The sequence below is a fragment of the Candidatus Chloroploca asiatica genome, assembly GCF_002532075.1.
Classification (GTDB): domain Bacteria; phylum Chloroflexota; class Chloroflexia; order Chloroflexales; family Chloroflexaceae; genus Chloroploca; species Chloroploca asiatica.
The window spans coordinates 62,921-88,167 of record NZ_LYXE01000062.1 but is presented as its reverse complement, the minus strand read 5'-3'; the positions used below and the strand labels follow the sequence as shown (position 1 = coordinate 88,167).

At 57.1% G+C, this 25,247-nt stretch carries 24 protein-coding genes and 2 tRNA genes; 12 read left to right on the top strand and 14 right to left on the bottom strand.

All coding sequences use genetic code 11. The annotated features are described in order from the left end of the window. Window positions 1–622 precede the first annotated feature (622 nt). The 3 genes from A9Q02_RS05800 to A9Q02_RS05790 all read right to left on the bottom strand — a co-directional run bounded on the left by A9Q02_RS05800 (window position 623) and on the right by A9Q02_RS05790 (window position 4,608). Complete coding sequence (locus tag A9Q02_RS05800; RefSeq protein WP_097651409.1) at window positions 623–1,606, bottom strand: ABC transporter permease; 984 nt, start codon at window positions 1,604–1,606, stop codon at window positions 623–625. Between the two features lie 32 nt (window positions 1,607–1,638). Next, window positions 1,639–2,643, bottom strand: a complete 1,005-nt coding sequence (locus A9Q02_RS05795; RefSeq protein WP_097651408.1) for an ABC transporter permease — start codon at window positions 2,641–2,643, stop codon at window positions 1,639–1,641. A 171-nt stretch (window positions 2,644–2,814) separates the two neighbouring features. Continuing rightward, the gene (locus A9Q02_RS05790; protein ID WP_097651407.1) at window positions 2,815–4,608 is read right to left on the bottom strand and encodes a peptide ABC transporter substrate-binding protein; all 1,794 of its coding nucleotides are present in this window, start codon (window positions 4,606–4,608) and stop codon (window positions 2,815–2,817) included. A 371-nt stretch (window positions 4,609–4,979) separates the two neighbouring features. On the opposite strand from A9Q02_RS05790, the gene A9Q02_RS05785 reads away from it, so the two are divergent. Genes A9Q02_RS05785 through A9Q02_RS05775 form a run of 3 tightly spaced genes read left to right on the top strand, consistent with a single transcriptional unit; the run spans window position 4,980 to window position 7,296 of the window. Continuing rightward, window positions 4,980–5,228 (top strand): FmdB family zinc ribbon protein, encoded by a 249-nt coding sequence (locus A9Q02_RS05785; RefSeq protein ID WP_172450684.1) that lies wholly within the window; start codon window positions 4,980–4,982, stop codon window positions 5,226–5,228. Window positions 5,229–5,232: 4 nt separating this feature from the next. Beyond that, window positions 5,233–6,210 (top strand): sugar phosphate nucleotidyltransferase, encoded by a 978-nt coding sequence (locus A9Q02_RS05780; protein ID WP_097651405.1) that lies wholly within the window; start codon window positions 5,233–5,235, stop codon window positions 6,208–6,210. A 6-nt stretch (window positions 6,211–6,216) separates the two neighbouring features. Further along, a complete protein-coding gene (locus A9Q02_RS05775) occupies window positions 6,217–7,296 on the top strand; it encodes a hypothetical protein (protein WP_097651404.1) in 1,080 nt (359 codons plus the stop codon). 44 nt (window positions 7,297–7,340) lie between these two features. Here the strand turns inward: A9Q02_RS05775 and A9Q02_RS05770 are convergent, their stop codons facing one another. Continuing rightward, window positions 7,341–8,099, bottom strand: a complete 759-nt coding sequence (locus A9Q02_RS05770) for an LLM class F420-dependent oxidoreductase (protein WP_097651403.1) — start codon at window positions 8,097–8,099, stop codon at window positions 7,341–7,343. Window positions 8,100–8,388: 289 nt separating this feature from the next. On the opposite strand from A9Q02_RS05770, the gene A9Q02_RS05765 reads away from it, so the two are divergent. Together A9Q02_RS05765 and A9Q02_RS05760 are read left to right on the top strand one after the other, a co-directional pair. Next, window positions 8,389–9,300 carry an MBL fold metallo-hydrolase gene (locus tag A9Q02_RS05765; protein ID WP_097651402.1) on the top strand — a complete coding sequence of 304 codons (912 nt, stop codon included), beginning with the start codon at window positions 8,389–8,391 and terminating at the stop codon, window positions 9,298–9,300. Continuing rightward, on the top strand, window positions 9,297–10,139 hold the full coding sequence (locus A9Q02_RS05760; protein WP_097651401.1) for an MBL fold metallo-hydrolase: 843 nt from the start codon (window positions 9,297–9,299) through the stop codon (window positions 10,137–10,139). Before A9Q02_RS05765 ends, A9Q02_RS05760 begins: the two co-directional genes overlap by 4 nt. A gap of 174 nt (window positions 10,140–10,313) precedes the next feature. On the opposite strand, the gene A9Q02_RS05755 is transcribed toward A9Q02_RS05760, so the two are convergent. From A9Q02_RS05755 to A9Q02_RS25035, 4 genes are all read right to left on the bottom strand, one after another. Continuing rightward, complete coding sequence (locus A9Q02_RS05755) at window positions 10,314–10,529, bottom strand: hypothetical protein (protein ID WP_097651400.1); 216 nt, start codon at window positions 10,527–10,529, stop codon at window positions 10,314–10,316. A gap of 18 nt (window positions 10,530–10,547) precedes the next feature. After that, complete coding sequence (gene rsgA, locus A9Q02_RS05750) at window positions 10,548–11,519, bottom strand: ribosome small subunit-dependent GTPase A (protein ID WP_245860382.1); 972 nt, start codon at window positions 11,517–11,519, stop codon at window positions 10,548–10,550. Further along, entirely contained in the window at window positions 11,500–11,778 is a 279-nt protein-coding gene (locus A9Q02_RS05745) for a hypothetical protein (protein ID WP_097651399.1), read from the bottom strand. The genes rsgA and A9Q02_RS05745 overlap by 20 nt, the downstream gene beginning before the upstream one ends. A gap of 197 nt (window positions 11,779–11,975) precedes the next feature. Further along, entirely contained in the window at window positions 11,976–12,098 is a 123-nt protein-coding gene (locus A9Q02_RS25035) for a hypothetical protein (RefSeq protein ID WP_281256871.1), read from the bottom strand. A 278-nt stretch (window positions 12,099–12,376) separates the two neighbouring features. Here A9Q02_RS25035 and htpG point away from each other — a divergent pair, with 278 nt between their 5' ends. Then, complete coding sequence (htpG, locus tag A9Q02_RS05740) at window positions 12,377–14,260, top strand: molecular chaperone HtpG (RefSeq protein WP_097651398.1); 1,884 nt, start codon at window positions 12,377–12,379, stop codon at window positions 14,258–14,260. A 66-nt stretch (window positions 14,261–14,326) separates the two neighbouring features. Here the strand turns inward: htpG and A9Q02_RS05735 are convergent. Next, window positions 14,327–14,402, bottom strand: a tRNA-Ala gene (locus tag A9Q02_RS05735). 10 nt (window positions 14,403–14,412) lie between these two features. Continuing rightward, a tRNA-Ala gene (locus A9Q02_RS05730) sits at window positions 14,413–14,488 on the bottom strand. A gap of 118 nt (window positions 14,489–14,606) precedes the next feature. Between A9Q02_RS05730 and A9Q02_RS05725 the strand changes: the two genes are divergently transcribed. Further along, on the top strand, window positions 14,607–15,782 hold the full coding sequence (locus A9Q02_RS05725) for a zinc-dependent metalloprotease (protein ID WP_245860379.1): 1,176 nt from the start codon (window positions 14,607–14,609) through the stop codon (window positions 15,780–15,782). Window positions 15,783–16,020: 238 nt separating this feature from the next. On the opposite strand, the gene A9Q02_RS05720 is transcribed toward A9Q02_RS05725, so the two are convergent. Further along, window positions 16,021–17,538 carry an SLC13 family permease gene (locus A9Q02_RS05720; RefSeq protein WP_172450681.1) on the bottom strand — a complete coding sequence of 506 codons (1,518 nt, stop codon included), beginning with the start codon at window positions 17,536–17,538 and terminating at the stop codon, window positions 16,021–16,023. A 408-nt stretch (window positions 17,539–17,946) separates the two neighbouring features. On the opposite strand from A9Q02_RS05720, the gene A9Q02_RS05715 reads away from it, so the two are divergent. Both A9Q02_RS05715 and A9Q02_RS05710 read left to right on the top strand, forming a co-directional pair. After that, the gene (locus A9Q02_RS05715) at window positions 17,947–18,960 is read left to right on the top strand and encodes an SPFH domain-containing protein (RefSeq protein ID WP_097651396.1); all 1,014 of its coding nucleotides are present in this window, start codon (window positions 17,947–17,949) and stop codon (window positions 18,958–18,960) included. Then, window positions 18,957–19,862 (top strand): SPFH domain-containing protein, encoded by a 906-nt coding sequence (locus tag A9Q02_RS05710; protein ID WP_097651395.1) that lies wholly within the window; start codon window positions 18,957–18,959, stop codon window positions 19,860–19,862. Before A9Q02_RS05715 ends, A9Q02_RS05710 begins: the two co-directional genes overlap by 4 nt. A 76-nt stretch (window positions 19,863–19,938) precedes the next feature. Here A9Q02_RS05710 and A9Q02_RS05705 read toward each other — a convergent pair whose 3' ends face one another. Both A9Q02_RS05705 and A9Q02_RS05700 read right to left on the bottom strand, forming a co-directional pair. Continuing rightward, window positions 19,939–20,355, bottom strand: coding sequence for a methylglyoxal synthase (locus A9Q02_RS05705; RefSeq protein WP_097651394.1), 417 nt, complete (start codon window positions 20,353–20,355; stop codon window positions 19,939–19,941). A gap of 224 nt (window positions 20,356–20,579) precedes the next feature. Continuing rightward, window positions 20,580–20,999 (bottom strand): YccF domain-containing protein, encoded by a 420-nt coding sequence (locus A9Q02_RS05700; RefSeq protein WP_097651393.1) that lies wholly within the window; start codon window positions 20,997–20,999, stop codon window positions 20,580–20,582. 193 nt (window positions 21,000–21,192) lie between these two features. On the opposite strand from A9Q02_RS05700, the gene A9Q02_RS05695 reads away from it, so the two are divergent. The 3 genes from A9Q02_RS05695 (at window position 21,193) to A9Q02_RS05685 (ending at window position 24,188) form a co-directional block, all read left to right on the top strand. Next, window positions 21,193–22,800: a carboxyl transferase domain-containing protein gene (locus A9Q02_RS05695; protein ID WP_097651392.1), complete on the top strand. Its 1,608-nt coding sequence runs from the start codon at window positions 21,193–21,195 to the stop codon at window positions 22,798–22,800. 175 nt (window positions 22,801–22,975) lie between these two features. Continuing rightward, complete coding sequence (locus A9Q02_RS05690) at window positions 22,976–23,476, top strand: Crp/Fnr family transcriptional regulator (protein ID WP_097651391.1); 501 nt, start codon at window positions 22,976–22,978, stop codon at window positions 23,474–23,476. 7 nt (window positions 23,477–23,483) lie between these two features. Beyond that, complete coding sequence (locus tag A9Q02_RS05685) at window positions 23,484–24,188, top strand: response regulator transcription factor (protein ID WP_097651390.1); 705 nt, start codon at window positions 23,484–23,486, stop codon at window positions 24,186–24,188. A gap of 81 nt (window positions 24,189–24,269) precedes the next feature. Here A9Q02_RS05685 and A9Q02_RS05680 read toward each other — a convergent pair whose 3' ends face one another. Next, window positions 24,270–25,196 carry a R2-like ligand-binding oxidase gene (locus A9Q02_RS05680; RefSeq protein ID WP_097651389.1) on the bottom strand — a complete coding sequence of 309 codons (927 nt, stop codon included), beginning with the start codon at window positions 25,194–25,196 and terminating at the stop codon, window positions 24,270–24,272. Window positions 25,197–25,247 lie beyond the last annotated feature (51 nt).

Below are 25,247 nucleotides of genomic sequence, written 5' to 3'. Positions count from 1 at the left end.
GGAGCTTAAGGGCTGGTGCCGCGAGAAGAAGATCACGCTGATCGAGGGGTTGAACCCGAAGTGGCTTGACTTAAGCCCGGATTGGGAGTGACAACGCCCCCGCTGTCATTCCGAACGCAGTGAGGAATCTTCCCTGCGGCGCATGGAAGCCCCCTCGCTCCGCTCGGGGTGCCAATGCTGGCGCGGCGGGGTGCCAATGCTGGCGCGGCGGGGTGCCAAGGAGGATGCCTTGGGGTGGCGGAGGATGCCTTGGGGTGACAAGGTGGGCGCAGCGGGGTGCCAACGCCAGCCATGTCATTCCGAACGGAGTGAGGAATCTTCCCTGCGGCGCATGGAAGACCCCTCGCTGCGCTCGGGGTGACAGGGAGGGCGCAGCGGAGTGCCAGGGCGGGCGCAGCGGGGTGCCAGGGCGGGCGCAGCGGAGTGCCAACGCCATCCATGTCATTCCGAACGGAGTGAGGAAGAGGAATCTTCACTGCGGCGCATGGAAGACCCCTCGCTGCGCTCGGGGTGACAAGGAGGATGCCTTGGGGTGGTTCAATGCCTGTACCAGGAGGACGCTCCACCCCAGACGAACGAGCCGGAGGCAGCGGGGGCGTCCGGTCGGCGTGCTTCCCCCCTCCTAACGCCCCGCATCCCGCGGATCAAGCGCATCGCGCAACCCATCACCGAGGAAGGTGAACGAGATCACGAGGGTTGAGAGCATCAAGACGGGGAAGAGCAGCATCCACGGTCCAGAACTGAGATTGTTGAACCCATCAGTCATCATCTGACCAAGGCTGGTCGGCAACGGATTGGCTGGATCCACTGAAGGACGCATCCCGACCCCGAGAAAGGTCAGAATTGCTTCGGCCAGGATCAGGCTGGGAATACTGAACGAAACCGCCACAATGATCGGGGCGAGGGTATTGGGCAAAATATGGCGCACGAGAATGCGGCTGGTCGGTATGCCGAGTGCTCTGGCTGCCTCGACAAACTCCTTTTCTTTGAGCGAGAGCACCTGCCCACGCACAAGGCGGGCGAGGCTCGTCCAGCCAACCACCGCCAGCGCGGTAAAGATCAACAGTAGACCATTGAAGGCCTTGCCAAATAAAGTCTCGCGGAAGGCCACCGTGAGCGTAATAATGAAGAGCAGATCGGGGAACGATGCGACAATTTCAGTCAAGCGCATCAAGAGGTTATCAACCCACCCGCCCCGAAAACCGGCCACGAGACCAACGCCGACCCCGATCACCACAATAATAAGCTGTGGCACTACCCCCACGATCAAGGAGACGCGCGTCGCAAAGATGAGGCGGCTCAGAATATCGCGGCCATTGGTATCGGTACCGAGCAGATGTTCAGGATTCGGCTGGCGATTTGGATTATCGGTGACCCAGATCGGGGGGCGAAGGCTGTTATTGGACGTCTGGGCGACCGGATTTTTGGGGGCAAGCCAGGGTGCCGCAAGGGCGACAAGCACATAGAGGAGTACCACCGTGATTCCAAGCATGGCCGCCTTATTGCGGCGGAGCCGTCGCCACGCATCCCCCCAAAGGCTTCGAGGTTTTGTTGCCGTGAGGTTGAGCTCTTCAAGCGCTGAGGCTGAACGTGCCGTAGTTGCCATTATGGTTGTACTCCATTGGTGAGGGCTATGCTCTATTTATAGCTAATCCGTGGATCAACCACGCCGTAGGCGATGTCTACCATGAGATTGGCGAGGCCAAGAAAAAAGACAAAGACAAGTGCCCCAGCCATAATCATCGAATAATCGCGTTTGCCGATGGCTTCGATCAAGAGCGAACCCATGCCGGGAACCTGGAAAATAATTTCGGTGTAGAGCGTGCCGGTAATCAATGCAGCCGAGAGTGGCCCGAGGATCGTAATGACGGGCAGCACCGCATTTTTCAACATATGCCGCCAGACAACGACCTGATCGTTGAGGCCCTTGGCTTGTGCGGTGCGCACATAATCTTGCCGTTTGACCTCGAGGACACTCGAGCGAGTCAAGCGGGTAATAAAGCCAAGTGAGGTTGAGCCGAGCGCAATCGTTGGGAGAATCCACGGGCGGATCGGATCATTCCAATTGGGCAAGACCGTAAACCATTTCAACCAGCTTGCAAAGATCAAGACCAAGAGAAAACCAACAATCAAGGTTGAAAGCGATACAAAGAAGGTTGAGGTCAGGAGCACCAGATAATCAATCCAGGTATTCTGTTTGAGTGCGGCAAGCACGCCCATCGGAATGCCGAGCAGCACGGCAAAGAGCAGTGCCTGTACCCCCAGGCGTGCCGAATAATAAAAGCGGCTCGGCTTGCCTCCCCGATCGCCAAAGAGCTCTTGCTGCACCGTCCGCGCCCCACGCGAGCTATAGGTTGGCCCGAAGTTTCCCCCAATCGCCCCCCAGCGGATCCCTTGTTCACCAGTCTTTGGATCGGTGACGACATCGAGAAACATATAGCGCGTAAATTGGCGCCAGAAGGGCAGGTCCATGCCAAAGCGATCGCGTAGCACTGCCTCGACCTGTGGTGACATCTGACGTCGCGTTGGATCGGTATCAAATGGTCCCCCAGGCGTCATTTTGGCGATACCAAAGGTCAGCAGACCAACAATAACCAGCACTGGGATCTGCCAGAGAATGCGACGAAGAATATACGCCGTCATAATATTATGCTCCGCTCAAGGGGTTTGGGGCGTTGCCGCCCCAGCGAAATTGGCCGTTTGCACCAGCATACATGAAATCGCCGCTGGAGGCTGCGCCCCCAAACCGGCTTCTTTGCTGGAAAAGCGCCAGCTATGCTGGCGCTTTTCCAGCGAAAGCATCCCTAGACTCGATCAGGGCTGGACATCAACATTCGGCAGGTTGAAGTAGCCATACCAGTAATCAATCGGCGTAATTGTCTCGCCGTTGACACCCTGAACATAGGGCTTGACGAGTTCGTAGCCACCGTCGTTGCGAGTGAAGGCAACCGGTGCATCCGTCACCAGGATCTCTTGCGCCTGAGCATAGAGCTCGGCACGTTTGACGGGATCCTGCTCAACATCAGCCTGGATGACCAGGGCATCGAACTCGGGATTGGAATAGCCGACCCGGGTGCTCAGCAGACCGTTGGTCTGGAAGAGCGAGATCCAGTTCTGGGGATCGGGATAATCAGCGCACCAGCCGAGTGAGAACATCTGGGGCGGATTGTCCTTGGTAGCCGCCGAGAAAGCGGTCGGGTCAATCGGGTCAAGGACAGCATCAATACCCAGGTTGGTCTTCAACTGACCGGCCATCCACTCGAAGCGGGCATTATTGCGCGCACTGGCCGAGTAGGTCAACTTGATCTCGGGCAGGTTCTCGACACCACCATAGGAAGACTCGGCGATCAGCGCTTTGGCTGCTTCAGGATCAAATTCCCACAGGCGCAACTCGGGCTGGAAGCCAGGGAACCCAGGGGGGATAAAGCTATAGGCCACGCTGCCGAGGCCACCAAAGATATCGCGGTTCCAGGCTTCGCGGTCAAACGCCTGCGCAAAGCCCTGCCGTACCTTGAGATCCTCGAAGGGAGCCTTGGTCGTATTGAAGCCAAAGTAGAACGTACAGGAACCACTGACCGGCAAGAGCTCCTGACTCAGCGTCGGATCGCTTTGCACTGCCTGGAGATCTTCAGGGGCCACGTGGAGCATATCGAGTTCACCGTTTTGATAAGCCTGGAAGGCGACCTGGCTTTCGGTGATCATATAGTACTCGACACGCTGCAGCGCGACGGGGCCAAGTGGCCCGGCATAGTTGGGATTGGGTTCCCAGACAGCCCGATTGCCGTGGTCCCACTCGGTCAGGACAAAAGGTCCATTGCCAATATAATTCTCGGGGTAGTACCACCAATCGTCACCCTGAGCGACATCCTGCTCACGCACGGGGGCACCAATCCAGAGGGCCGCCATCGAGAGGAAATAGGGGGCCGGGGCGACGAGTTCAATTTCGAGGGTCAGGTCATCAATGGCCTTGACGCCGAAGTTCGCCAGCAACTCGTCCTGGTCACGGGCCAGGGCTTCCTCCATCTCCATGCCTTCACAGGCCGTGGCGGAATACTCGGTATAGCCCTTGATGATGCCACACGGCAGTGACTGATACTCACCGGCCGTCTCGGGGTCAGCGAGGCGGCGCCAGGCATACTCAAAATTCTGGGCCGTCACGGGTGTGCCATCGCTATACTGACCATCGGGGCGCAGCTTGAAGGTGTACTTCAAGCCATCAGCCGAGGTCTCGACACTTTCGGCGGCAGCAGGGATGGGTTCCATATTACCATCGAACGTCATTAGGGCCTGATAGGCCATCATGATGAACTGAATCTCACGCACGAAGCTTGACTTCTGCGGATCGACATTATCAGGTTCGCTCTCGGTATTGATCCGCAGCACACCGGCCTGAGCCGTACCGGTACTGGGGGCCGGGGGCGTCGTGGGCGTATCAGGGGCCGGGGGCGTCGTGGGCGCATCAGGGGCCGGGGCAGTTGTTGCTGCCTCGGGTGCGGGTGGCGTGGTTGGGGCGGTTGCCGTTCCACCACCACAGGCGGCCAGGATGGGCAAGAGCAGCGCCAGCATCATAAGTACGGCCAGGCTGCTACGCCAGTTCAATTTGTTCATAGAAGATACTCCTTCAGCAAGCAAAGCTATCACAAAAGCCAGCGCAAAGAACACCATAAATAGCGCGATAGGCATTCTCCTGGGTGCGTGAGAGCGCCCCCATTGCAAGGCGGCAAGTTAAGCGGCCCACAGCTACATTGCGTTCAGCCGAGGAGGTTCAGGAGCATAGCTCGTCATTACTCCGACACATCTGTGGGGCGGAGCATGGGGAAGAATTACCCGTATTTTGGGTGGGTTTATCCATCATTGAAGTGGCGGAATCGTACCATGTCCGTTTCCTGCTGTCAAGGTTCCATATTGGGCAGTGGCGTGGTATAATCAGGGTACGGAAGCTGCAAATTGGAAATCAGGTTCTATTTTGAGGTAGCCCTATGCCAATGTATGAGTATGGCTGTGACGTGTGTCATAGTCACTTTGAACTCTTGCGCCGGATGGATCAGGATGAGAAGGGCCTTACCTGTCCCGCCTGTGGAAGCGAGCATGTCCACCGCCAGTTATCGGTCTTTGCTGCGCATAGCCGTGGGGGTTCATTGCGTTCAGAGGTTTCTGCGATGAGTGCGCCTGCTGGTGGGGGATGTGGATCAGGATGTTGCGGCGGTACGTGCGCATCAAGGAACTGAAGCTATGCGGGTTATGATCTTGACGGCGGGTTTGGGTACACGTTTGCGACCTCATACGTTTAGCAAGCCAAAACCACTGGTGCAGGTGGCAGGCAAACCAGTGCTGGCCCATATTATTGATGATCTGCTTGATGTCCAGATTGACGAACTGATCTGTGTAACTGGCTATTTAGGCAAGCAGATCGAGGATTTTGTCTGCCAAAACTATGGGCATATTCCGCTACGCTTTCTTGTCCAACAAGAGATGCGCGGTCAGGCCGATGCCATTTATCTGGCCAAAGAGATCAGCGGCCCGTTGCTCGTCGTGTTTGGTGATGGCTTGGTCGGGATCGATAAAGCGCGCCTGGCAACCCATCCCAGTGAAGGCATTATCTACTGCAAAGAAGTTGATGACCCACGCCGCTTTGGTGTAGCCGTGGTTGAGGAGGGGCGCATTGTTCGTCTGGTGGAAAAACCACTCGAGCCAGTGTCGAACCTGGCCGTGGTAGGCTTCTATTATGTGCCCGAAGCGCAGCGCTTGATGGATGCGATCAGCTACATCATGGAGCAAAAAATCCAGACTAAAGGCGAATACTATCTCGCCGATGCGCTGCAGGTGATGATTGAACGTGGCGAGATTCTGCACGCTGAAGCCGTGCCGATGTGGCGCGATTGTGGCACCGTCGAGGCGTTGCTCGATACTAATCGCTATCTCTTAGACCACGGGCATAGTTGTGTGATTGATGGGATCCAATCGGTGATTATTCCGCCGGTGCATATTGCCCCCAATGCGGTGATTGAAAACTCGGTGGTTGGTCCGTATGTTTCGGTCGCCGATGGGTCGGTCATTCGTACATCGATTATCCAAAATACGATTGTCAACGCTGGTGCGCAAATCCAATCCGTGATTATGTCGGGGAGTTTGATTGGAGAGAAGGCGTTTATTGATGGGATCAGTCACGAACTGAACATTGGTGATGCCTCAGATATACGCCTTGGATAGGAGCTTATGATTGCTTATAACTTCCATACCATTGGCAAAGATGCCAGTGGTCAGGCCAGTGTAGGCCAGGGGAAGTTGACGCACCCTGTCAACACGATGACCTCGCCTGGTTCGGCCTATCGCGCTCGTTGTGCTGGCAGTGGAGAACAACAACTCGTCGCCAGGCTGGTTCATGATCTCGGAAGTCTCTTTTCTCGTTCGCTCCTTGTTGCCTACTATGTGTCATTGAAGACAAATCCGTTTGTGGTGTTGACTGGCCGCGAAGGCGCGGGCAAGGCAGCCATGGCGGCTGGGGTGGCGGCTTCGCTCGTCGGCCAGGATAGTGGGCAGTTTGTGACGATTGGATCGGATAGTTGGACGGGCCACGGTACGCAGAGTACCTACTACCGCGATATTCATACGCGCTTTGGCATTAGTCAGTTGCTCGAAACGATGCACGAGGCGGCCGTGCCCGAAAATGCTGGCAAAGCCTATCTGGTGCTGCTTAGAGGGCTGACCCTCGAAGAACTCGATCTCTATTTGAGTCGCCTGTTGCGGGTGGAGCCACACGGCGAGCGGCGTCTCGTCTTGAGTGGGCTTCCAGCAGCGCAGCATCCGGTGGTCCCGCGGAATTGCTTTCTGACGGCGACGATCAATGTGCCGCAGGTTAGTTCCCGCTTGGCTGATCAGGTGTTACGCCACGCAGGACAGATCCAGTTCAGTCCTTCCCTCGCAACCGGTGCCGTTGTTCCTAGGCTCATCCCGCCACCGGTGGGGCTGCAGCGGGTGATGCTGGCCGCAACGACGCGCGATCCTGGTGAGGCCCGCGCACGCCTGGTCGCGATCCTTGGGCGGCGCGAACTCCGTAATCTCAGGCCGTCACCAGAATTGATGCGGCATCTCTATCGTCAACATCTGGCGTTTGAGCGCGAGGTGCGCGAAGAGGCGCTGTTGTATGTGGCGAATAGTTTTGACGCCGAAGGCCGGGGCCTCTTTGAGCCAACCGATCCGCAGCAGAATGCGCAGATTGCCTTTGATGCGCAGGTGGTGCAGCGGATCCTCTGGCGGCTTGAAGGACACTCGCAGCAACTGCCACGCGATGTGTGAGCTTTGGTGGAAAAAAGCCAGCTATGCTGGCTTTTTTCCAGGGGCTATTGCGTATCACGCCAGCGTAGGGCTTCTTCCACCGGGCCAAAATCCCACGGCTCACCTATCCCGTAGATGAAATGGGTCACGCCTGCTTCGCGGTAGGCTTCGAGGCTTTCGCCTTTGCTTGGCGAAATACTGCGCTCAATCTCGGCAGGGTCGCGGCCAAGCTCGACGCACCAGGCGTCCAGAACCGCGTGTTTGTGGCGGATGACGTCGGGGGTGCCAAAGCCATGCCAGATCTGGGCATGCTGGGCGGTCAGTTTGAGGGTGACTTTTTCGCCACCACCACCAATCAAAATGGGAATCGGGCGTACAGGGGGCGGGATTTCCACCTCCCAACGTTGCTTGATGATTGGTAGTGCCTCTTTCAGGGCTCGCAGTCGATCAGGTGCGGTGCCAAAAGGATAGCCATACTCTTCATAGTCGCGCTCGAACCAGCCCGCCCCGATCCCAAAGATCAGTCGCCCACCACTGATATGGTCAACCGTCTTGGCCATATTCGCGAGCAGGGCAGGGTTGCGATAGCTATTGCACGAGACCAGACAGCCGATTTCAGCGCGGGTCGTCAGGGTTGCCATGGCGGTCAAGACGGTCCACCCTTCAAAATGGGGGCCTTGGGGATCACCATAAAGCGGAAAGAAATGATCCCAGTTCCAGATCGTATCACATCCTATGGCCTCGGCGTGGCGCACCGCATCGGCAAACGAAGCCCATGTAGTATGCTGAGGGTGAAGTTGTACCCCTATTTTGATCCGTTTCACGGTGCCTCCTTGATGGCAATTGTAGCTTCTGCTGTCGGCATCAATGCCTCGGCTCCTGGTCAGCGAAGGCCACCGGCGTAGCTTTGATCTAGCCGACGCAGGCTGGCTGTGCTTTTCGTAGCCGAGGCGTTGACGCCGACGGTGTGGGCAGATGAGGGCGATCCGCCGGTTTGACAGCACGTACCAACGGAAATGCAATCGCCCTATGAGAAACTGGTAGACGACTACACAGATTGCATTTATCCTGTACACTATAGCATACTATGCGAAGGACTTCTGGATCGAGGGCATGAGAGTACGTATCTGGGGAACCCGTGGCTCGTACCCGGTAGCACATCGTTCAATGCTTCGTTATGGAGGCAATACAACGTGTGTTGAGGTGCGTACCACTAAGCGGTGCATTATGCTTGATGCGGGGACGGGGCTGCGGCTGCTGGGGGATGCGCTGGCGGCTGAGCCTGCGCCGCCACGCCAACTTGACTTGTTGATGACCCATACCCACTGGGATCATATTATTGGGTTTCCCTTTTTTCAACCCATTTATCAACCAGAATACCGCATTGATATCTTCGGCATGGCTCGTACCCAATCGACGTTGCGTACGACGCTTGCCAACGCTTTGACTGATCCATTGTTGCCGATGAGTCTGGAGGATTTACGGGCCGAGTTACACTTCCACGAAATTGATCAGGGATCGTGTTTTAACCTTGGTTCGGTGGAGGTAAGTACGGCGCGGACAAATCACCCGTATCGAGCCCTGGCGTATCGTTTGGAGACCGAGGCGGCGAGCCTGGTTTTTATCCCTGATACGGGGCCATTTCACACGGTGCTCTTTGGTGATGAACGGATCAACTGGCAAGGGCGGCCGACTGACTCGGATGTAGAGTTGCAAGAACTGGCCGCCATGCGTGAGGCGATTATTGAACTCGCCCGTGATGCGGATTGGATGCTCTATGATGCGCAGTTTACCGATGCTCAGTATGCGCAGTTTCCCCACTGGGGGCATAGCACCGCAAGTCAGGCCCGTGAGATTGCGGAAGCAGCAGGCGTGCGCGAATTATTGCTCTTTCATCACGATCCGCATCGGTCGGATGATGAGCTTGACGCGATCGTCGCAGCGCAGTCAGCCCTCGCTAGGCCACCCCTTGTCATCCGCGCTGCCTTTGAGGGCATGGTGCTAGACAAAGAGGAAGCGCTATGAAGCTTCAGTTCTGGGGGGTGCGTGGGTATGTGCCAACCCCGGGGGCGGCGTATCTGGGGTATGGGGGCAATACGTGTTGTGTCGTGATCTATGGGGCCCACGATGAATTGCTGGTGCTTGATAGTGGCACCGGCTTTTGTCGCTTTGGCGATGAGTTGATGCAACGGGAATTTGGCGAAGGTCGGGGCGAGTTGACCCTGTTGATCAGCCATACCTACTGGGATCACCTGCTGGGCTTGCCGTTTCCGGGGTTGGTGCATACACCAGGCAATAAACTGAAAATTTATGGCCCCGATAGTACCCGCGGTTCCTTGCGCATGGTCTATGATGGCATTCTCTCGCCGGTCTATTCACCAGTCTATGGCCTGGCGCATATGGCGGCCACGCATAGCTTTGAGCCGATCTCAACGCATCCCCTTCAGGTCGGAGGGCTGAAGGTACGGGCGATGCCGCTGTCGCAGCACAAGCATTCGCCCATCTGGGCCTATCGGATCGAAGAGCATGGGCGAACGGTGGTCTATATGACCGATGTGCGCTACAGTGATGCGCAGATCTGGCGGAAGGCCGTGCATTTTGCCGAGGGGGCGACGGTGCTGATCCACAGTGCCCCGTATACGCGGGCCGAAGAGGTTGAAGATTATGGGCATAGTCGCGTCGAAGATGCGATCGAGGTGGCACAGGAAGCGCACGTCGAACAACTCTTGCTCTATCATCATGCCCCAACGCGCACCGATGCCCAGCTCGATGCCCTGGTAGCCCACTACCGCGCTGAACTCGTGGCGATGGGCTCGTTGTTGCGACTTGAGGCGGCCCGCGAGGGGCCGATCATCGAAGTCTAAGGCTAATACCTTGCAAAGAAGGCGATTGTTTTGACGCAAAGACGCAACGGTTTTCGCGTAGGTGAGCTAACCCTTCGCGCCTTCGCGCCTTCGCGTGAGCTTATTTGCAAGGTATTAGGTCTAAGGTGAGATGCTTGAAGGCCTACGGCCCCCAAGCATCTCATGCTTATGCGCTTAGCGCGCCTGTTTGCGTTCGCGCAGCATGCGGTTGATCGCTTTGCCCAATTTGCGGCCCTCTTGACGGCGTTGCAGGTTAACTGGGTTGACTGGCCGCTTTTCTTTCTCTTCACCGCTCCGCTCTTCACGTTCGAGCAGTTCGTCCGTCTCTTCGATCAGATCCAGATCATCCAGGTTATTCAGTTCACGCAGGTTGATGCGGATTTTGGGCATGATCAGTTCTCCTCCAATTTAACTTTCGCCCTGGCGCAGTTTCACATAGCTGTCGTAACGGACGTGATCGATCTTGCCGGCGTTCACAGCGGTACGGACGGCGCAGTCTGGTTCGTGAATATGGCTGCAACCAGCAAAATAGCAGTGACCAAGGTAGGGCCGTAGTTCGCGATAACACCAGTCCAGTTCATCGGCAGGGACTTGCCAGAGGCCGATTTCGCGAATACCGGGGGTATCGGCAACATAGCCTTTACCAGGGAGATCAAGGGCGATCAACTCGGCCACGGTAGTGACATGGCGGCCTTTGTTGAGGGCTGTGCTGATGGTTCCCGTGTCGAGGTGGAGATCGGGTTGGAGGGCGTTGAGCAGGCTTGATTTGCCGACCCCGGATTTGCCGGTGACGACACTGATGCGCCCGGCGAGGGTATCGCGTACCGCCTGCAAGCCCTGCCCGGTCTGATTTGAGACATAGAGCACACGGTAATTGATCTGTTCGTAGGGGGCAAAGAGTTTGGTCGCAATTGCCTGATCCACAAGATCAATTTTGGTCGCGACAATAATGGCTTCAAGGCCGCTATGTTCGCAGATAACAAGGTAACGATCGAGCATACGCGGCGTAAAGGCCGGTTGGGCGCAGGCGAACGTGAGCAGAACCTGGTCAACATTCGCGACCAGGACATCTTCTTTATAGGCCCCTCGCGTTCCGGCGGCGCGACGGGCGAGTTTGGAGCGACGCGGGTAGACGCTTTCGATCGCGCCTTCGCCATTGCCGACAAGCGTAATTTCGACCTGATCGCCAATCACGGCGATGTCACTCGCTTGGCGTTCGCGTTTCAAACGCCCGCGAAGCTTGCAGATCACCGTCTCGGTACTGGTCTGTACCCAGAAAAAGCCACTCTGGGCGCGCAAGACCGTACCGAGCAAGCGATCCGGGCGAGTTGGCGTCTGCTCTGTGCTGTTCATCATTGCCTCAAGCTTCTGGCTGTTCATTGATGCGCAACTCCAGCTTGGTAACGCCAAGGATATCAAAAGCAAAGGCGAGCAGATGATCGATCAAGCCCGGTTTTGCCTCTTCTTGATTGAGGTTTATCATTGCCTGCGAGGGGGCAGTATGGCCCTGGGCAGGGGGATATTGATGCAGTGAGCCGTCACGCTCTAAAATAAGCAAGGCTGACCTCCCCATTGGGATGTTGTCGCGTTCCTCCGATGGCGTGCGTGTGGTCATTACTGCAACATCAAGCTGTATCATAGAATGGCTCCTGCCTGTTTGTGGCTTACTTATGTGGCTGGTGGTTGAACCAGCGACGCAAAGGTATGTGCTGCGGACTCGTTGTGAAAACAAAAAGACCGTGGGTGCTGGGCACACCACGGCCTTTTTTGATCAAAAAAGGCTGCGGGTGCTGATCAGCCACCCACAGCCTGTTGCTCATCGTATCAGAGGAGCAATTAGCTCCTGAGCAGGCGGAATGGGATCTGGCTGACCCTCGCGGTGGCACGGGCAACAATGACCCGAACCACAAGGCCCGTATCGGCAACGCCGACGTTCGCACTGTTGATTCCTATTGTCATGTTGCGTGCTCCTTCCGTTCCGTCTCTGCATTATTTCATCTTCGCTACGCGCAAGGATAACATAGGGCAGAGGGCTTGTCAATGGGCTTTTGCTCGGTCTTCAGACTGAACTATATATAGTTTGTTAGTCTAGTGTTAATGTGTTTCTAACACTTCGTGATCTATAGTACATGCTGGTGGGCACCGTAGGTGCCCACCAGCATGACGTTGAAAAGTGAAGGATGGGGATGCGGTACAATAGGGAGAATTATTTTTGAAGAAGCAAGGAGTGCTGGTATATGACGACCGAGCCGACTGAGGCGCCTCAGGTCGAGGCGAAGACCTTCAAGGCCGAGGTGCAACAGGTGTTGCAAATTCTGGCCCATTCGCTCTATACCGATCGCGAGATTTTTCTGCGTGAGCTGATTTCGAATGCATCGGATGCGCTCAATCGGATGCAGTTTGAGATGTTGACCAACCGTGATGTGCATGATCCTGAGGTCGAACTGGCGATCCGGTTGAGTGCCGATAAAGAGGCACGCACGGTGACGATCACTGATACTGGTACGGGCATGACCCGTGAGGAGCTGATTGATCATCTTGGCACGATTGCCCAGTCGAGTGCGCGTGCGTTTGTTGAAAAGACCAAGGACGCTAGCAAGGCGACGGCGAGCGAGATGATCGGCCAGTTTGGCGTTGGTTTCTACTCAGTCTTTATGGTCGCTGATAAGGTGACCGTTGTGTCGCGTTCGTACCGTCCCGAGGCCGAGGCAGCCATATGGGAGAGCACGGGTGACGATCGCTACACCATTGGTTCGGCTGAACGCGAAGAACGCGGCACCTCGATTACGCTCCATTTGAAGGAAGATGCAGCCGAGTTTGCCAATGATTGGCGTCTCGAGCAGATTGTGAAACGACATTCAGATTTTGTTGCCTTTCCCATCTATAGTGGTGACCGGCAGATCAATCAGCGCAAGGCGCTCTGGCGGCGTGCTCCGCGTGAGGTCGAAGCCGAGGAGTACCAGAATCTCTATCGGCAATTGACGTTCGAGCCAGACGAGCCTATGCTGCACGTGCATCTTTCGACGGATGTGCCGGTTGATTTGCATAGTGTGCTCTTTATTCCTGGCAAACGTGAGCGTGGCTTGATCGAGCGCCGGGTCGAAGGCAAGGTTCGGCTCTATTCGCGCAAGGTCTTGATCCTCGAAGAGGCGAAGGATCTCTTGCCAGCCTACTTCCGTTTTATCGAGGGTGTGGTTGACAGTGAAGACTTGCCGCTGAATGTATCGCGTGAGAGTGTGCAGTCGTCGCCGGTGATGCAGCGCATCCGGAAGACGTTGACGAGTCGGTTGCACCGCGAGTTGAATGATCTGGCCGACAAAGATGCGACTGCCTTCAAGTCCTTCTGGCAAGAGTTCGGTGTCTTTATCAAAGAGGGTATTGCCACTGATTACGAAAGTCGGAACGAGTTGCTGAAGTTGTTGCGCTTCGAGACGACCCGCAGTGATGGCGAACTGATGACCCTGAACCAGTACAAGAGCCGAATTATTGATGGGCAGCAAGAGATCTACTATGTGCTCGCAGCGAGCCCCGAAGCTGCCGCGACGAGCCCGCACCTTGATCCGTTCAAGGCCCGGGGGATCGAGGTCTTGTTGTTGACTGACCTCATGGATGGCTTTATGCTCTCGGGGTTGCGTGAATACGAAGGCTTGAAGCTGCGCAATGTTGATGAGGCCGACCTGGAATTGCCGGGCGAGGTGGTAGCGCCCGAACCACAGATCAGCGAAGCGCAATTCACGCCGCTGGCCGAGCGTTTGACTGCGATCCTGGGTGAAAAGGTCAAAACCGTGCGCGCGTCGAAGGTGTTGCGTGACAGCCCGGCGCGCCTGGTGAGTGACGACGATATGATGGGGCGCGAAATGCAGCGGATCCAGCAGATGCTGGGTCGCGAAGCTGACGCGGCACCGCGCATTCTCGAGTTGAACCTGAGCCACAACCTGGTCGCAGCCCTCGCGCAGCGGGTCGAGGTTGATGCGAACGACCCGATTGTCACCGCAGCCGCCGAGCAGCTCTACGATAATGCCCTGCTGATCGAAGGCCTGCACCAGAACCCTGCGGCCATGGTACCGCGGATTTTGCAGTTACTCGAAGCAGCGGCGCGTACGCAGCGTGATCAGGCATAAAGCCCCCGCATCAAGCGACAAAACGAAACGCCGAGCAGAATGCTCGGCGTTTCGCTTTGTCGCTTGTGGTGGAGCCATGGGGGTTCGAACCCCAGACCTCAACACTGCCAGTGTTGCGCTCTCCCAACTGAGCTATGGCCCCGTTGTGTGTGTGGTGGAGGCGAGGAGGCTCGAACTCCTGACCTCGACAGTGCGATTGTCGCGCTCTCCCAACTGAGCTACGCCCCCGCACGCACTCAACGAGTATAGCATGGGGTAGGGAGGCTGTCAAATGATTGGACAGGGTTCGGGCATCCGTGCTACACTGGCTGTTATTATGTTGGATTTCGCGAGAAAGGGAATCGTCGTGGCGAAGCCTGGAACTGATCTACGTCGTCTAGGCGGCATGCTCCTGATCGGGGCAGTCGCCGGCGCCGCCGCACGTTATTATATTGAGACGCGCACACGCACTGAGCGTCGGGAGACGAGTCTGATTGACTGGGATCAAGCGCGGGCTATGGCCTTGCGGGTGTCGCAATGGGAAGAGGCCCCGTTGATCGAGCGGTCGTTTCGCGAGGCGCAGTATCTGCGTCTGGTGCAGCAGAGTGAGCCACTGATTGCCGAATACCTTGGGGTAGAATTACCCGAGCCAATCAGTCGGGTATATGTTCATGATCGGCGCGAGTGGCTTGAGGCGAACTTCACTTCGTTTGAGCATCTCTTTCGCCCGATCGAGGCAATCTACGAGCGCAACGCAACGCAGAACGGTATGGCGATGCTCTTCAGTGACGTGAACAGCAAACTGCTTGGCTTGCAAATGGGCGGATTGCTTGGTTTCCTGGCCCGGCGGGTGTTGGGGCAATACGACCTGAGCCTGTTGTCGCCTGATCCGGCAACGGGCGGGGCACTCTATTTTGTTGAACCAAACATTGCCCGAGTGCAGGGGCAACTTGGGTTGAACGACGAAGATTTTCGGCTCTGGATTGCGTTGCATGAAACGACGCACGCCTTTGAGTTTGAAGCGTACCCGTGGGTACGTCAGCACTTCCGTGACCTGTTGCAGCAATACTTTGATCAGTTGAATGATCAACTCGAAGGGCTGGGGCTCAACGTGCCGCAGCTCTTGATGCGCCTTATTCAGAACTGGGGTTCAAACGAGCACTGGATCGAGTTGATGCTCACCCCGCAGCAACGGGCCATCTTTGAGCAACTGCAAGCGTTGATGTCGCTCGTCGAGGGATATGGCAACCACGTGATGAACGCGGTGGGCAAACGACTCTTGCCCAGCTTTGAGCAGATCGAGCACCGGGTGGCCCAGCGGCAATCCACCCGGACGATCATCGAGCAGGTCTTCAACCGGATCACGGGTATGGATCTCAAGCTTTTGCAGTATCAGCAGGGCGAAGCTTTTGTCAATGCCGTCACCCAGGCGCGTGGGCAGGCCTACTGTGCGCGGGTATGGGAGCGTGTCGAGCACCTGCCCACGATGGAAGAGATCAAGCAGCCTGCGCTCTGGATCGCACGCATGGATGCGATGGGATAAGGGCCAGTGCCTAGGGCGATTGCATCTTGCGTGGATGCACCAGGCCAGGGCACCCGCAAGGGGTGCCCCTACCGGCCGGGGGCCGGATCCGGTGTACGGGCACCCCTTGCGGGTGCCCTGATAGAGCGTCTTGTTGTATCCGGTTTCGTATGATGCAATCGCCCTAGGCCAGGGCCTTACAAAGAATGCTTGGCCCCCACAAGCCCGCATAGCGGGCTTGTGGGGGCCAAGCATTTCCTCACAACCCCCACATGAAGGGCATTAGCCAGTAACCAATCACGCTAATGAGGGCAATGCTGGCGAGGTTCAGCCAGAGACCCGCACGGGCCATCTGGGGAACCGTGACGGCACCGCTGCCAAAGACAATCGCATTGGGTGGCGTCGCAACGGGCAGCATAAAGGCGCACGATGCCGCAATTGCAGCCGGGGCCATCAGCAGCAGTGGGTGCATTCCGGCGGCCATGCCCAGGGCCACCATCACGGGCATCAGCATGGTTGCGGTAGCGGTATTCGAGGTGATCTCGGTGAGGAAGATCACCATGGCGACCACCACAACGAGCAAGAAGAGATTGGGGAGCGAGCTAAACGCACTGAGCGACCCGCCCATCCAATCAACGAGGCCCGACTTCTTGAAGGCATCGGCGAGGGCCAGACCACCCCCAAAGAGCAGTACCACGCCCCATGGCAGCTTTTTTGCATCTTCCCAGGTCAGCAAGAAGGTTGGCGCTCCTTCTTGATTGCGTGCGGGAAGGGCGAAGAGAACCACCGCTCCGATCAGGGCGATCACGGCATCATTGACCATCGGGAAGACCGGGGCCAGCAGAAAAGGCTGGACGATCCAGGCCAACGCCACCGCGCCAAAAACCACCAGCACCGCACGTTCGGCATAACTCATTGGCCCGAGTTGCGACAACTCACCGCGTACCACATCAAGCCCACCTGGGATCTCCTGATTGCTGGCTTTGTAGGCAATCCTGGTGAGGTAGAACCAGGTTGCGAGCAGACCAACGGTGGCAAAGGGTACCCCCACCAGCATCCACTCGGCAAACGTAATCTGATAGCCAAGCAACTCGCTGGCGGCGGCCGCAAGCACAATATTGGGCGGAGTGCCGACAAGGGTTGCAATGCCGCCGATCGACGCTGAGTAGGCGATCCCGAGCATCAGCGCAGTCCCAAAACCGAGGCGACTGCCGGTATCCTGCTCGACGGCTTTGCCATCACGTTTGAGCAGATCGGTGAACTGGAGGATCACGGCGGTGCCCATGGGCACCATCATCATCGCCGTGGCCGTATTCGAGATCCACATCGAGAGAAAGCCCGTCGCGATCATAAAACCGAGCACAATGCGCGTTGGGCTGCACCCGACCACGGTAATGATCCGGAGCGCGATCCGGCGATGGAGTGACCAGCGCTCGAGGGCGAGCGCGATCATAAAGCCACCAAGAAAGACAAAGATCAGTGGATTGGCATAGCCCGGCGAAAGTTCGGCTGGACTGAGCGCACCGGTAAGCGGAAGCAGCACGAGGGGCAACAGCGAGGTAACGGGAATCGGAATGGCCTCGGTCATCCACCAGATGGCAATCCAGAAGGTTGTTGCGGCAACCTTCTGGCCTTCAGGCGACATCCCGGCGGGTGTGGGCAAAAAGAGCACAAGGGCAAAGAGGAGGGGGCCAAGAATGAGGCCAATGAGCCGTGCTGGGGTGTAAGCCGAGGTTGCAATTGGACCAACACGCATCGAAGCAGAGATCTGAGCCATGATTACGCGCCTTCCACTGCGCTGAGCCGGAACGCATCCATCGCGTTCTGGTCTCATCGAAGATCCTATTTTCGAGCAAGGGAACAATAGGTTTTACTATATGGCGTGATTAGAAAAGAAAAAAGCTTATAAATGACCATTGAGTGTTAGTACTTGACAACAATTCAAGAGGTGAAACTATTTCTTTTGTAAAAAGTTCGTTAGTAAAACGTTGATAACCGTGTCATCTCTGTGGCTTATTATACCTCTTTGTGGGGGGAGCATACTTCACAAAGACACGGCCTGTGGTATATGATAGATATGGGCGACTTGCCCTGATCTCGCGATCCGCGTTGTCTCGCACGAAACAAGGCCACCCGCGATGGAGTTCACCTCGGCGACAAACCTAAGAGGAGCAGTGACCACCCTATGAGTGCAGTTATTATCGGGATCATGATGGGTTTCATCGGATGGTTCGTGGTACGGTATATCATGCTGAGTTTCTATACCGTGAACCAGAATGAGCGTGCGGTCAAGACGATTTTTGGGCGTGCGGAACGTCTACCGGCGAGTCAGGCTGCAGAAGATCCTTTCATGGAGTTTTTGCGGCCCGAGGAGCGTGAGCGGTATCGTTATCCGCAGGTGCGGGTGATTATGCCGGGGGGGCCGTACTTCAAATGGCCCTGGGAGCGCATTCACAAGGTGTCGATTGCGACCCAGACGATCAATATGGCCCTGGATCTCGAAGATCCCAAGGCCAATGGCGGTGGGACGTTTCTGGAAGCAGTGACGAAAGATCAGCTGAATGTCGGTTTGAAGGGCCAGATTCGGTATCGTGTCTCCGAGCGCCATCTGTATCCATACCTGTTTGGGGTCAAGAATCCCGTGGTGCATGTGATGGGCTATTTCATCTCGATCCTGCGTGAGCGCATTGCGAACTTTGAAGCACCTACCCCACTAAGTATTTTGCCGCCGATTACAACCGAACTCAGTGCGCCTGCGGCTGACTCGAGCATCGTTAGCGGGGTGTCGATCAACGATTTGCGCAAGAATCTGCGTGATCTGAACGAACATATGGATCGTGAGTGTCTCTCGTCGGCAGTGCGGTATGGCATTGTGCTCGATGCTTCACTTATCACCGAGATTGATGCGCCCCGCGAGGTTGAGTCGGCGATGGCGGCAATCAATACCGCCCACAACCAGGTCTCTTCGGATATCAGCCTGGCCCAGGCGGGGGCTGACCAGACCATTGTACAGTCGAAGCGGGCGGTCGAAATCGAAACTCTCAAGGCCCAGGCTGAAGTCGAGCCGCTCAAAGCCCTGGCCGAGCAGCTCCATCAACTTGATATCAGTGGCCCCGGTGCGTTGGATGCGTATCTTCGCAATGTGCGCCTGAACCTCTTCCTCAAAGCTGAGCGTGTCATTATGGAGGTGGAGCGATGATCTGGCTATCTCTCTCGGTGGCGGGGGTGACGTTTCTCCTCCTCTTTATTCTGGTGCCACTCTTTCTCGGTTTTGTGCGCCTCTTTGGTATCTACACGATTGTGCGTGAAGGGACGTGCCATGTCTACACGCTCTTTGGCAAAGTTGTCGGTGTGATCCGCGAGCCAGGCCTGCATATCCTGTTGGTCGAACTGGGTCCCCAGGCGGTGATTATCAACTTCTTTGGGCGGTGCGATGTGCTCGATATGCGCCTTGATCAGCGATATCTGCGCAGTCAGCCGGTCAACTCGGAAGAGGGTGCCCCAATGGGGATTGGGGTCTGGTACGAGATGGGGATCAGCGATCCGATTTCTTATCTCTTCAAAAACGCCGATCCGCAGGGCTCGTTGGCGGCAAATGTGAGCAACACGGTGGTGCGGACGTTGAGCAATATGCCCCTGGCCGATATGCTTGAGAACCGCCACCCGATGAGCCAGGTTGTCCGCAGCGAGGTTACGCCCAAATCACAAGAATGGGGCTACCAGCTTGGATCGGTCTATATCCGCAAAGTCCATTTTCGCGATGTGGGCATGATCCGCCAGATCGAAGCAAAGGTGGTCAACCGGTTACGCCAGGTGACCTCGGCGATCAGCCAGGATGGCGTGAACCAGGTGAGCATTATCACCAGCACAGCCGAGCGACGGGCGGCGATTGAGTTTGCACGGGCGCAGGCGATTCGCCCGCAGATCCTCGGGCAGGCGCTGCGTGAAATCAGCGCCGACCCGCAAATCGCCAATACGCTCTTTACGATCCTGGAACTGCAAAATATCACCGAGAGCGGGGCCGAGATCACGCTGATTCCGCCCAAGAGCCACCTCTTGCGTGAGTTGCTGGTGACTGAGCCGCCACCCGGGAAGGGCTAAGGTGAAAATGCTGGTGCAGGCGCACGAGGCTAGCAAAGCTAGTCTCGTGCGCCTGCACCACCATGGTTCTTGGGGTCTAGCTCCGGGATAGCTCGAGGAGGCTTAAGGGTTTGCCCATCACCGGCAGCAGATCACCGACGGTGATGAGGCAATCGGCGGTGGCGACGTTGGTTGCCAGTGGCACGTTATGCACGTTGCAGAGCCGCATGAGCATCTGGATATCGGGGTCGTGTGGATGTTTGTCGAGCGGATCGACGAGAAAGATGACCGCATCAACTTCGCCGGTGACGACGAGCGCCCCAATTTGCGCATCGCCGCCATACGGCCCACTCGCCATACAGCGTACTGGCAGGCCCACCTTTTCGCTGAGCAGCTTGCCCGTGCTGGCGGTGGCGACTAAGTTATAGGTTTTCAAGCGTTCGCGGTTGTAGGTTGCAAAGGCAACCATATCAGCCTTTTTGCCATCGTGGGCAATTAACGCAATAGTTGGCATAATGAATCCTCCCGATAAATAAAGAAGAGGAGCGCCCAGATCTGGGCGCTCCTCTTTGAGTGTTGCCAAACAATTGGCTCACATTGTCTGCTTGCCTTGCCATCAACACCATGACGGCATATTAAGCATAGCATGGGCTCTCGGCAGCGTCAATGACAGCAGCGTGATAAACCAATTGCCTGGCCGAGCCAGGCAATTGGTTTGCGTATGGACGGAGGGCTGGCTTAGCTGCGCGCCAGGGTGATCACCGCAGGTACGCGGTCGAACATCAAGAACCCGATGGGCATACCGATAATGACCGTACAGAGCGCCCATGCCGCTGCAAGCCAGAGGGCACTGAACCACCAACCAACGAGCAAGAACCAGAGCGCCCGGATCAAGAAGGGGCGCTGCTTGACATTGGCATGGTAGACCGCACCGCTCTCGGTGACGACCAGATCACTGCGTTGCGGGCGCAAGGTCGTGACCTGCGGAAGCCGGTTGAGCATCCAGAGCCCGATCGGTAGACCGATAATCGTCACACTGAGCACCCATGCGATGGTGGCCCAGATGGCGCTAAACCAAAGACCAAAGAAAAAGAAATAGAGTATCCGTAGTACGAGGTGAACCCCGCGCTCGGTTTGATAGACCGTTTGCGCTGCCATTGTCAAGATCCTTTCAAGCATCTGTCTTTTCACTTCACGGTCTTTATGACGCTGGGGGCTTGCGAAAAGTTGCAGGTTGCGCGTGGCGGATATGTGTTTGCGCCAGCAGTTGGCTGAAGGCGAAAAGTCTGCTACAGTAAAGCTATAGTTGCATCTGGGATGGATCTAATGATGAAAGACCCCCAACACGCTTATGTCACTCATTCATAGTCATGTGCATACGCACAGTGCCGAGTTTCGCGCGAATGCCGAGTATCATCGTGGTCTGGCGGAGGAGTTGCGGGCCCGTCTGGACGAGGCGGCGCAGGGCGGCAGCGATGAGGCGCGCCGTAAACATACAGAACGCGGCAAATTGCTGGCTCGTGAGCGCGTCGATCTGCTGCTTGACCCCGGGACAGCGTGGCTGGAGATCAGCCCGCTGGCGGCGTATGAGGTTTATCCCGATCCTGTCCCGGGGGCGGGCGTGGTCGCGGGGATCGGGCGGGTCGCTGGGCGCGAGGTGATGATTGTGGCAAACGATGCGACGGTCAAGGGGGGAACCTATTACCCGTTGACTGTTAAGAAGCATTTGCGGGCGCAAGAGATCGCGCTCGAAAATCATTTGCCGTGCATCTATCTGGTGGATAGCGGTGGGGCTTTTCTGCCGATGCAGGCGGACGTTTTCCCTGACCGTGACCATTTTGGGCGGATTTTTTACAATCAGGCACAGCTTTCGGCGCGGGGCATTCCACAGATCGCCTGTGTGATGGGGTCGTGTACGGCAGGCGGGGCGTATGTGCCGGCGATGAGCGATGAGGTGGTGATCGTCAAGAATACGGGGACAATTTTTCTTGGCGGGCCGCCGTTGGTCAAGGCGGCGACAGGCGAAACGGTGACCGCCGAAGAACTGGGCGGGGCCGATGTGCATACCCGTCTTTCGGGGGTTGCCGACCATTTTGCCGCCGACGACCGCGAGGCGCTGGGCATTGTGCGCGATATCGTGGCGCACCTTGGCATGCGACGCAGCCCGCCGTGGGATCTGCGTAGCCCTGAGCCACCACGCTACGATCCCGAAGAGCTCTATGGCCTGCTGCCCCGTGATAGTCGTAAGAGCTACGATATCCGCGAGGTTATTGCGCGCCTGGTTGATGGTAGTCGCTTGCACGAATTCAAGACCCGTTATGGCACCACGCTCGTTTGTGGGTTTGCGCATATTGAGGGCATTCCGGTCGGCATTCTCGCCAATAACGGGATTCTCTTTAGCGAAAGCTCGTTGAAAGGGGCGCATTTCATCGAGTTGTGTGCCTCACGCAACATCCCGCTCCTCTTTCTCCAGAATATCACCGGCTTTATGGTGGGACGGCAATACGAAAATGGTGGCATTGCCAAAGATGGTGCCAAGCTCGTTACTGCGGTAAGCTGTGCAAATGTGCCTAAATTCACCGTGGTTGTTGGGGGTTCATTTGGCGCGGGTAACTACGGCATGTGTGGGCGAGCCTACCAACCGCGGCAACTCTGGATGTGGCCGAACGCGCGCATCAGCGTGATGGGCGGGCAGCAGGCGGCGATGGTGCTGTTGACAGTACGGCGTGAAGCGTTGCAGGCGCGAGGCCAGGATCTGACGCCAGAAGAGCAGGAAGCATTTATGGCCCCGATCCTAGCGCGCTACGACCATGAAGGCAGCCCCTACTATGCCACCGCACGGCTCTGGGACGACGGCATCCTCGTGCCGCCCGACACCCGCAAAGCTCTGGCGCTGGGCCTCGCGGCGGCGGCGAACGCCCCGGTGGAACCGACGAAGTTTGGGGTGTTTCGGATGTAGGGCGGTGGGATGCGTCCGGTGCGTGGTGTGGGATGCGCCCAGTGTGTGGTGCCATCCCAGGAGGGGCACGGCGCCCGGTCGGGGCACGGCGCCGCCGTGCCCCTCAGAGAACAACAAGATCCTTGTGGTATACTGAATTTCCACAACGCAGCAATGTGGCGAGGAGGTACGGGACATGAGTACAGGTCAGAGTGTGCTTGATCACCTCCGGCGGATCGAGATTTTTCAAGGGCTCACTGATGTTGAGTTGCTTCATGTTGCTGCTGTGTGCAAAATGCGTCGGTTGGCTGATGGTGCCGATGTTTTTCGCGAGGGTGATGCTGGCGATGAGATGATGATCATCCTCGCTGGTTGCGTCAGGGTGGCGCTGACGACGCGTCAGCCAGATGGTTCTGTGACGCCCAATACGATCAATATGCTCTATACCGGGCAGAGTTTTGGTGAGATGGTGTTGCTTGGTGGTGCGAACCGTTCGGCTACGGTGACCTGTGTTGAGGCAACGACCCTGTTGGTGCTGACCGAGCATGATTTTGCCGGGATCTGCGAGCGCAATCCACGGATTGGCTATCTGGTGATGCGCAATATTGCGGCTGATCTGGCTTACAAGCTCCGTTCGTCCAATTTGCTGCTGCGTGGCAATATCCGCTGGCAGCACGGCGAACTTGGCAAACATTGATTCTTTTATGCAACAGATCATGCTGGTGGAAGATGAAGCCGCGCTTGTCACCGCGATCCGTGAGCGCTTCGAAGCCGAGGGTTTTGCCGTGACTACGGCGGCTTCCGGTGAAGTGGCGTTGCATCTGCTTGACACGGTGACGCCCGAGCTCTTTGTGATTGATCTGGGCTTGCCTGGTATGGATGGATTCGAATTGTTGCGCCAGTTGCGGACCCGCCTGATTGATGCGCCCGTGATCATTCTGACGGCGCGTGGCGACGAGATCGACCGGGTCGTTGGCCTCGAACTTGGGGCTGATGACTATATGGTCAAGCCCTTTTCGTTGCGTGAACTGGTCGCCCGTGTGCGCGTGCTCTTTCGGCGGATGGCAGCGGTCGCCGCGCTGCGGGCCCAGGTCGCCGAGCAACCCGCTGCACCCGCCGCACGCACTGAGCTCAGCCTCGATCCGGTGCGGCGGAGCATTGCGCTGCACGACCAGCACCTTGTTTTGCGCCCCCGCGAATTTGCGCTGTTTGAGTTGCTCTTCCGGCATCCCGGCCAGGTCTTTACCCGCGAGGCCCTCTTGCGCCAGGTCTGGGGGCAGGGGGCTTTTTTTGATACGCGCACCGTTGACGTGCATATCCGGCGCCTCCGTACCCGCCTCGCCACGCTTGACCCTGAACTCGCCGAACGCCTGCAGACCGAATGGGGGGTGGGGTATCGTTTTGTTTAGGGCTGGCGCCCTAAAAACCCAGGGTTGTGCTGGCATCGTTCGCCAGCATACCCCTTTTACGTGGGGGCCGCAGGCCCCCACTTACCCATCGTCGTCGGCGATGTAGCGTTCGGCGATCTGTTCGATGTCGGCGAGGCTTTTGCCACAGGCGGCTTCGACGCGATCAAGGCGTTTTTGGAATTGGCCCAGTGCGTAGGTGCTGAAGGTGTCCAGCTCTAGGCCAAAGGGCATCGTTTCGTAGCTCGAAAAGATTTCGTCAATGACGCCCATGGCATACATCACCAGGTCGTTCATCCGCGCTTCGATGTAGGGCCAGATCTCGTTGTTGGCCGCAATCAGCCGTGAGAGCAGGTAGACGCCGTAGGCGATGTGGCGTGATTCGTCCTGCTTCAACAGATAGATGCCCTGGCGCGTGCCTGGCATTAGGTCGTTGGCTTCGAGCATCGTGAAGTAGGCGTGGTACCCTGTCTCGGCCAGCACGCCTTCGACAATCATGTTGTAGGTCAACGAGGCGTCGGCCTGCGCAAAGGGCGAGGGATCGTCATTGAGCCGTCCCATCGCCGTAGGCAAGGCTTCGTAGACCAGGGCGCGGTAACTCGGTGAGTGATAGCGGCTCAGATCGTGGTCACTCTGCGCAACCTCGTCGAGAAAACGGGCAAAGAAGTCGGTATGTTTGGCCTCTTCAAAGAGAAACGTGGTCAAAAAGAGCTCTTCTTCGACCCGGCCTTCGCGGGCGATGATCTGGATCAGCGGCAAAAGATCGAGGGTCACCGCCTCTTCGCCCGCCTGGAAGAGCGCCGTCAGACGCAGCAAGAGATCCTGCTCGGGGGCGCTCAGCCTTTGCCAATCAGCGGCATCGCGGGTCAGATCAAGCGTACTCGGGTTCCAGATGCCCAGCCGTTTCGCTTTTTCAAAGAGGCGCATCGGTGGGCTGTCACGGCGCAGGCCGCGGGTGGTAGTGACAAAGTTTTGATGGTTCATAGGATGCTCTTTTCGTATCTCGCGCATAGTGACGCACACGGCAAGCGAAGCTTGCCGTGTGCGTCACTATGCGCGCTT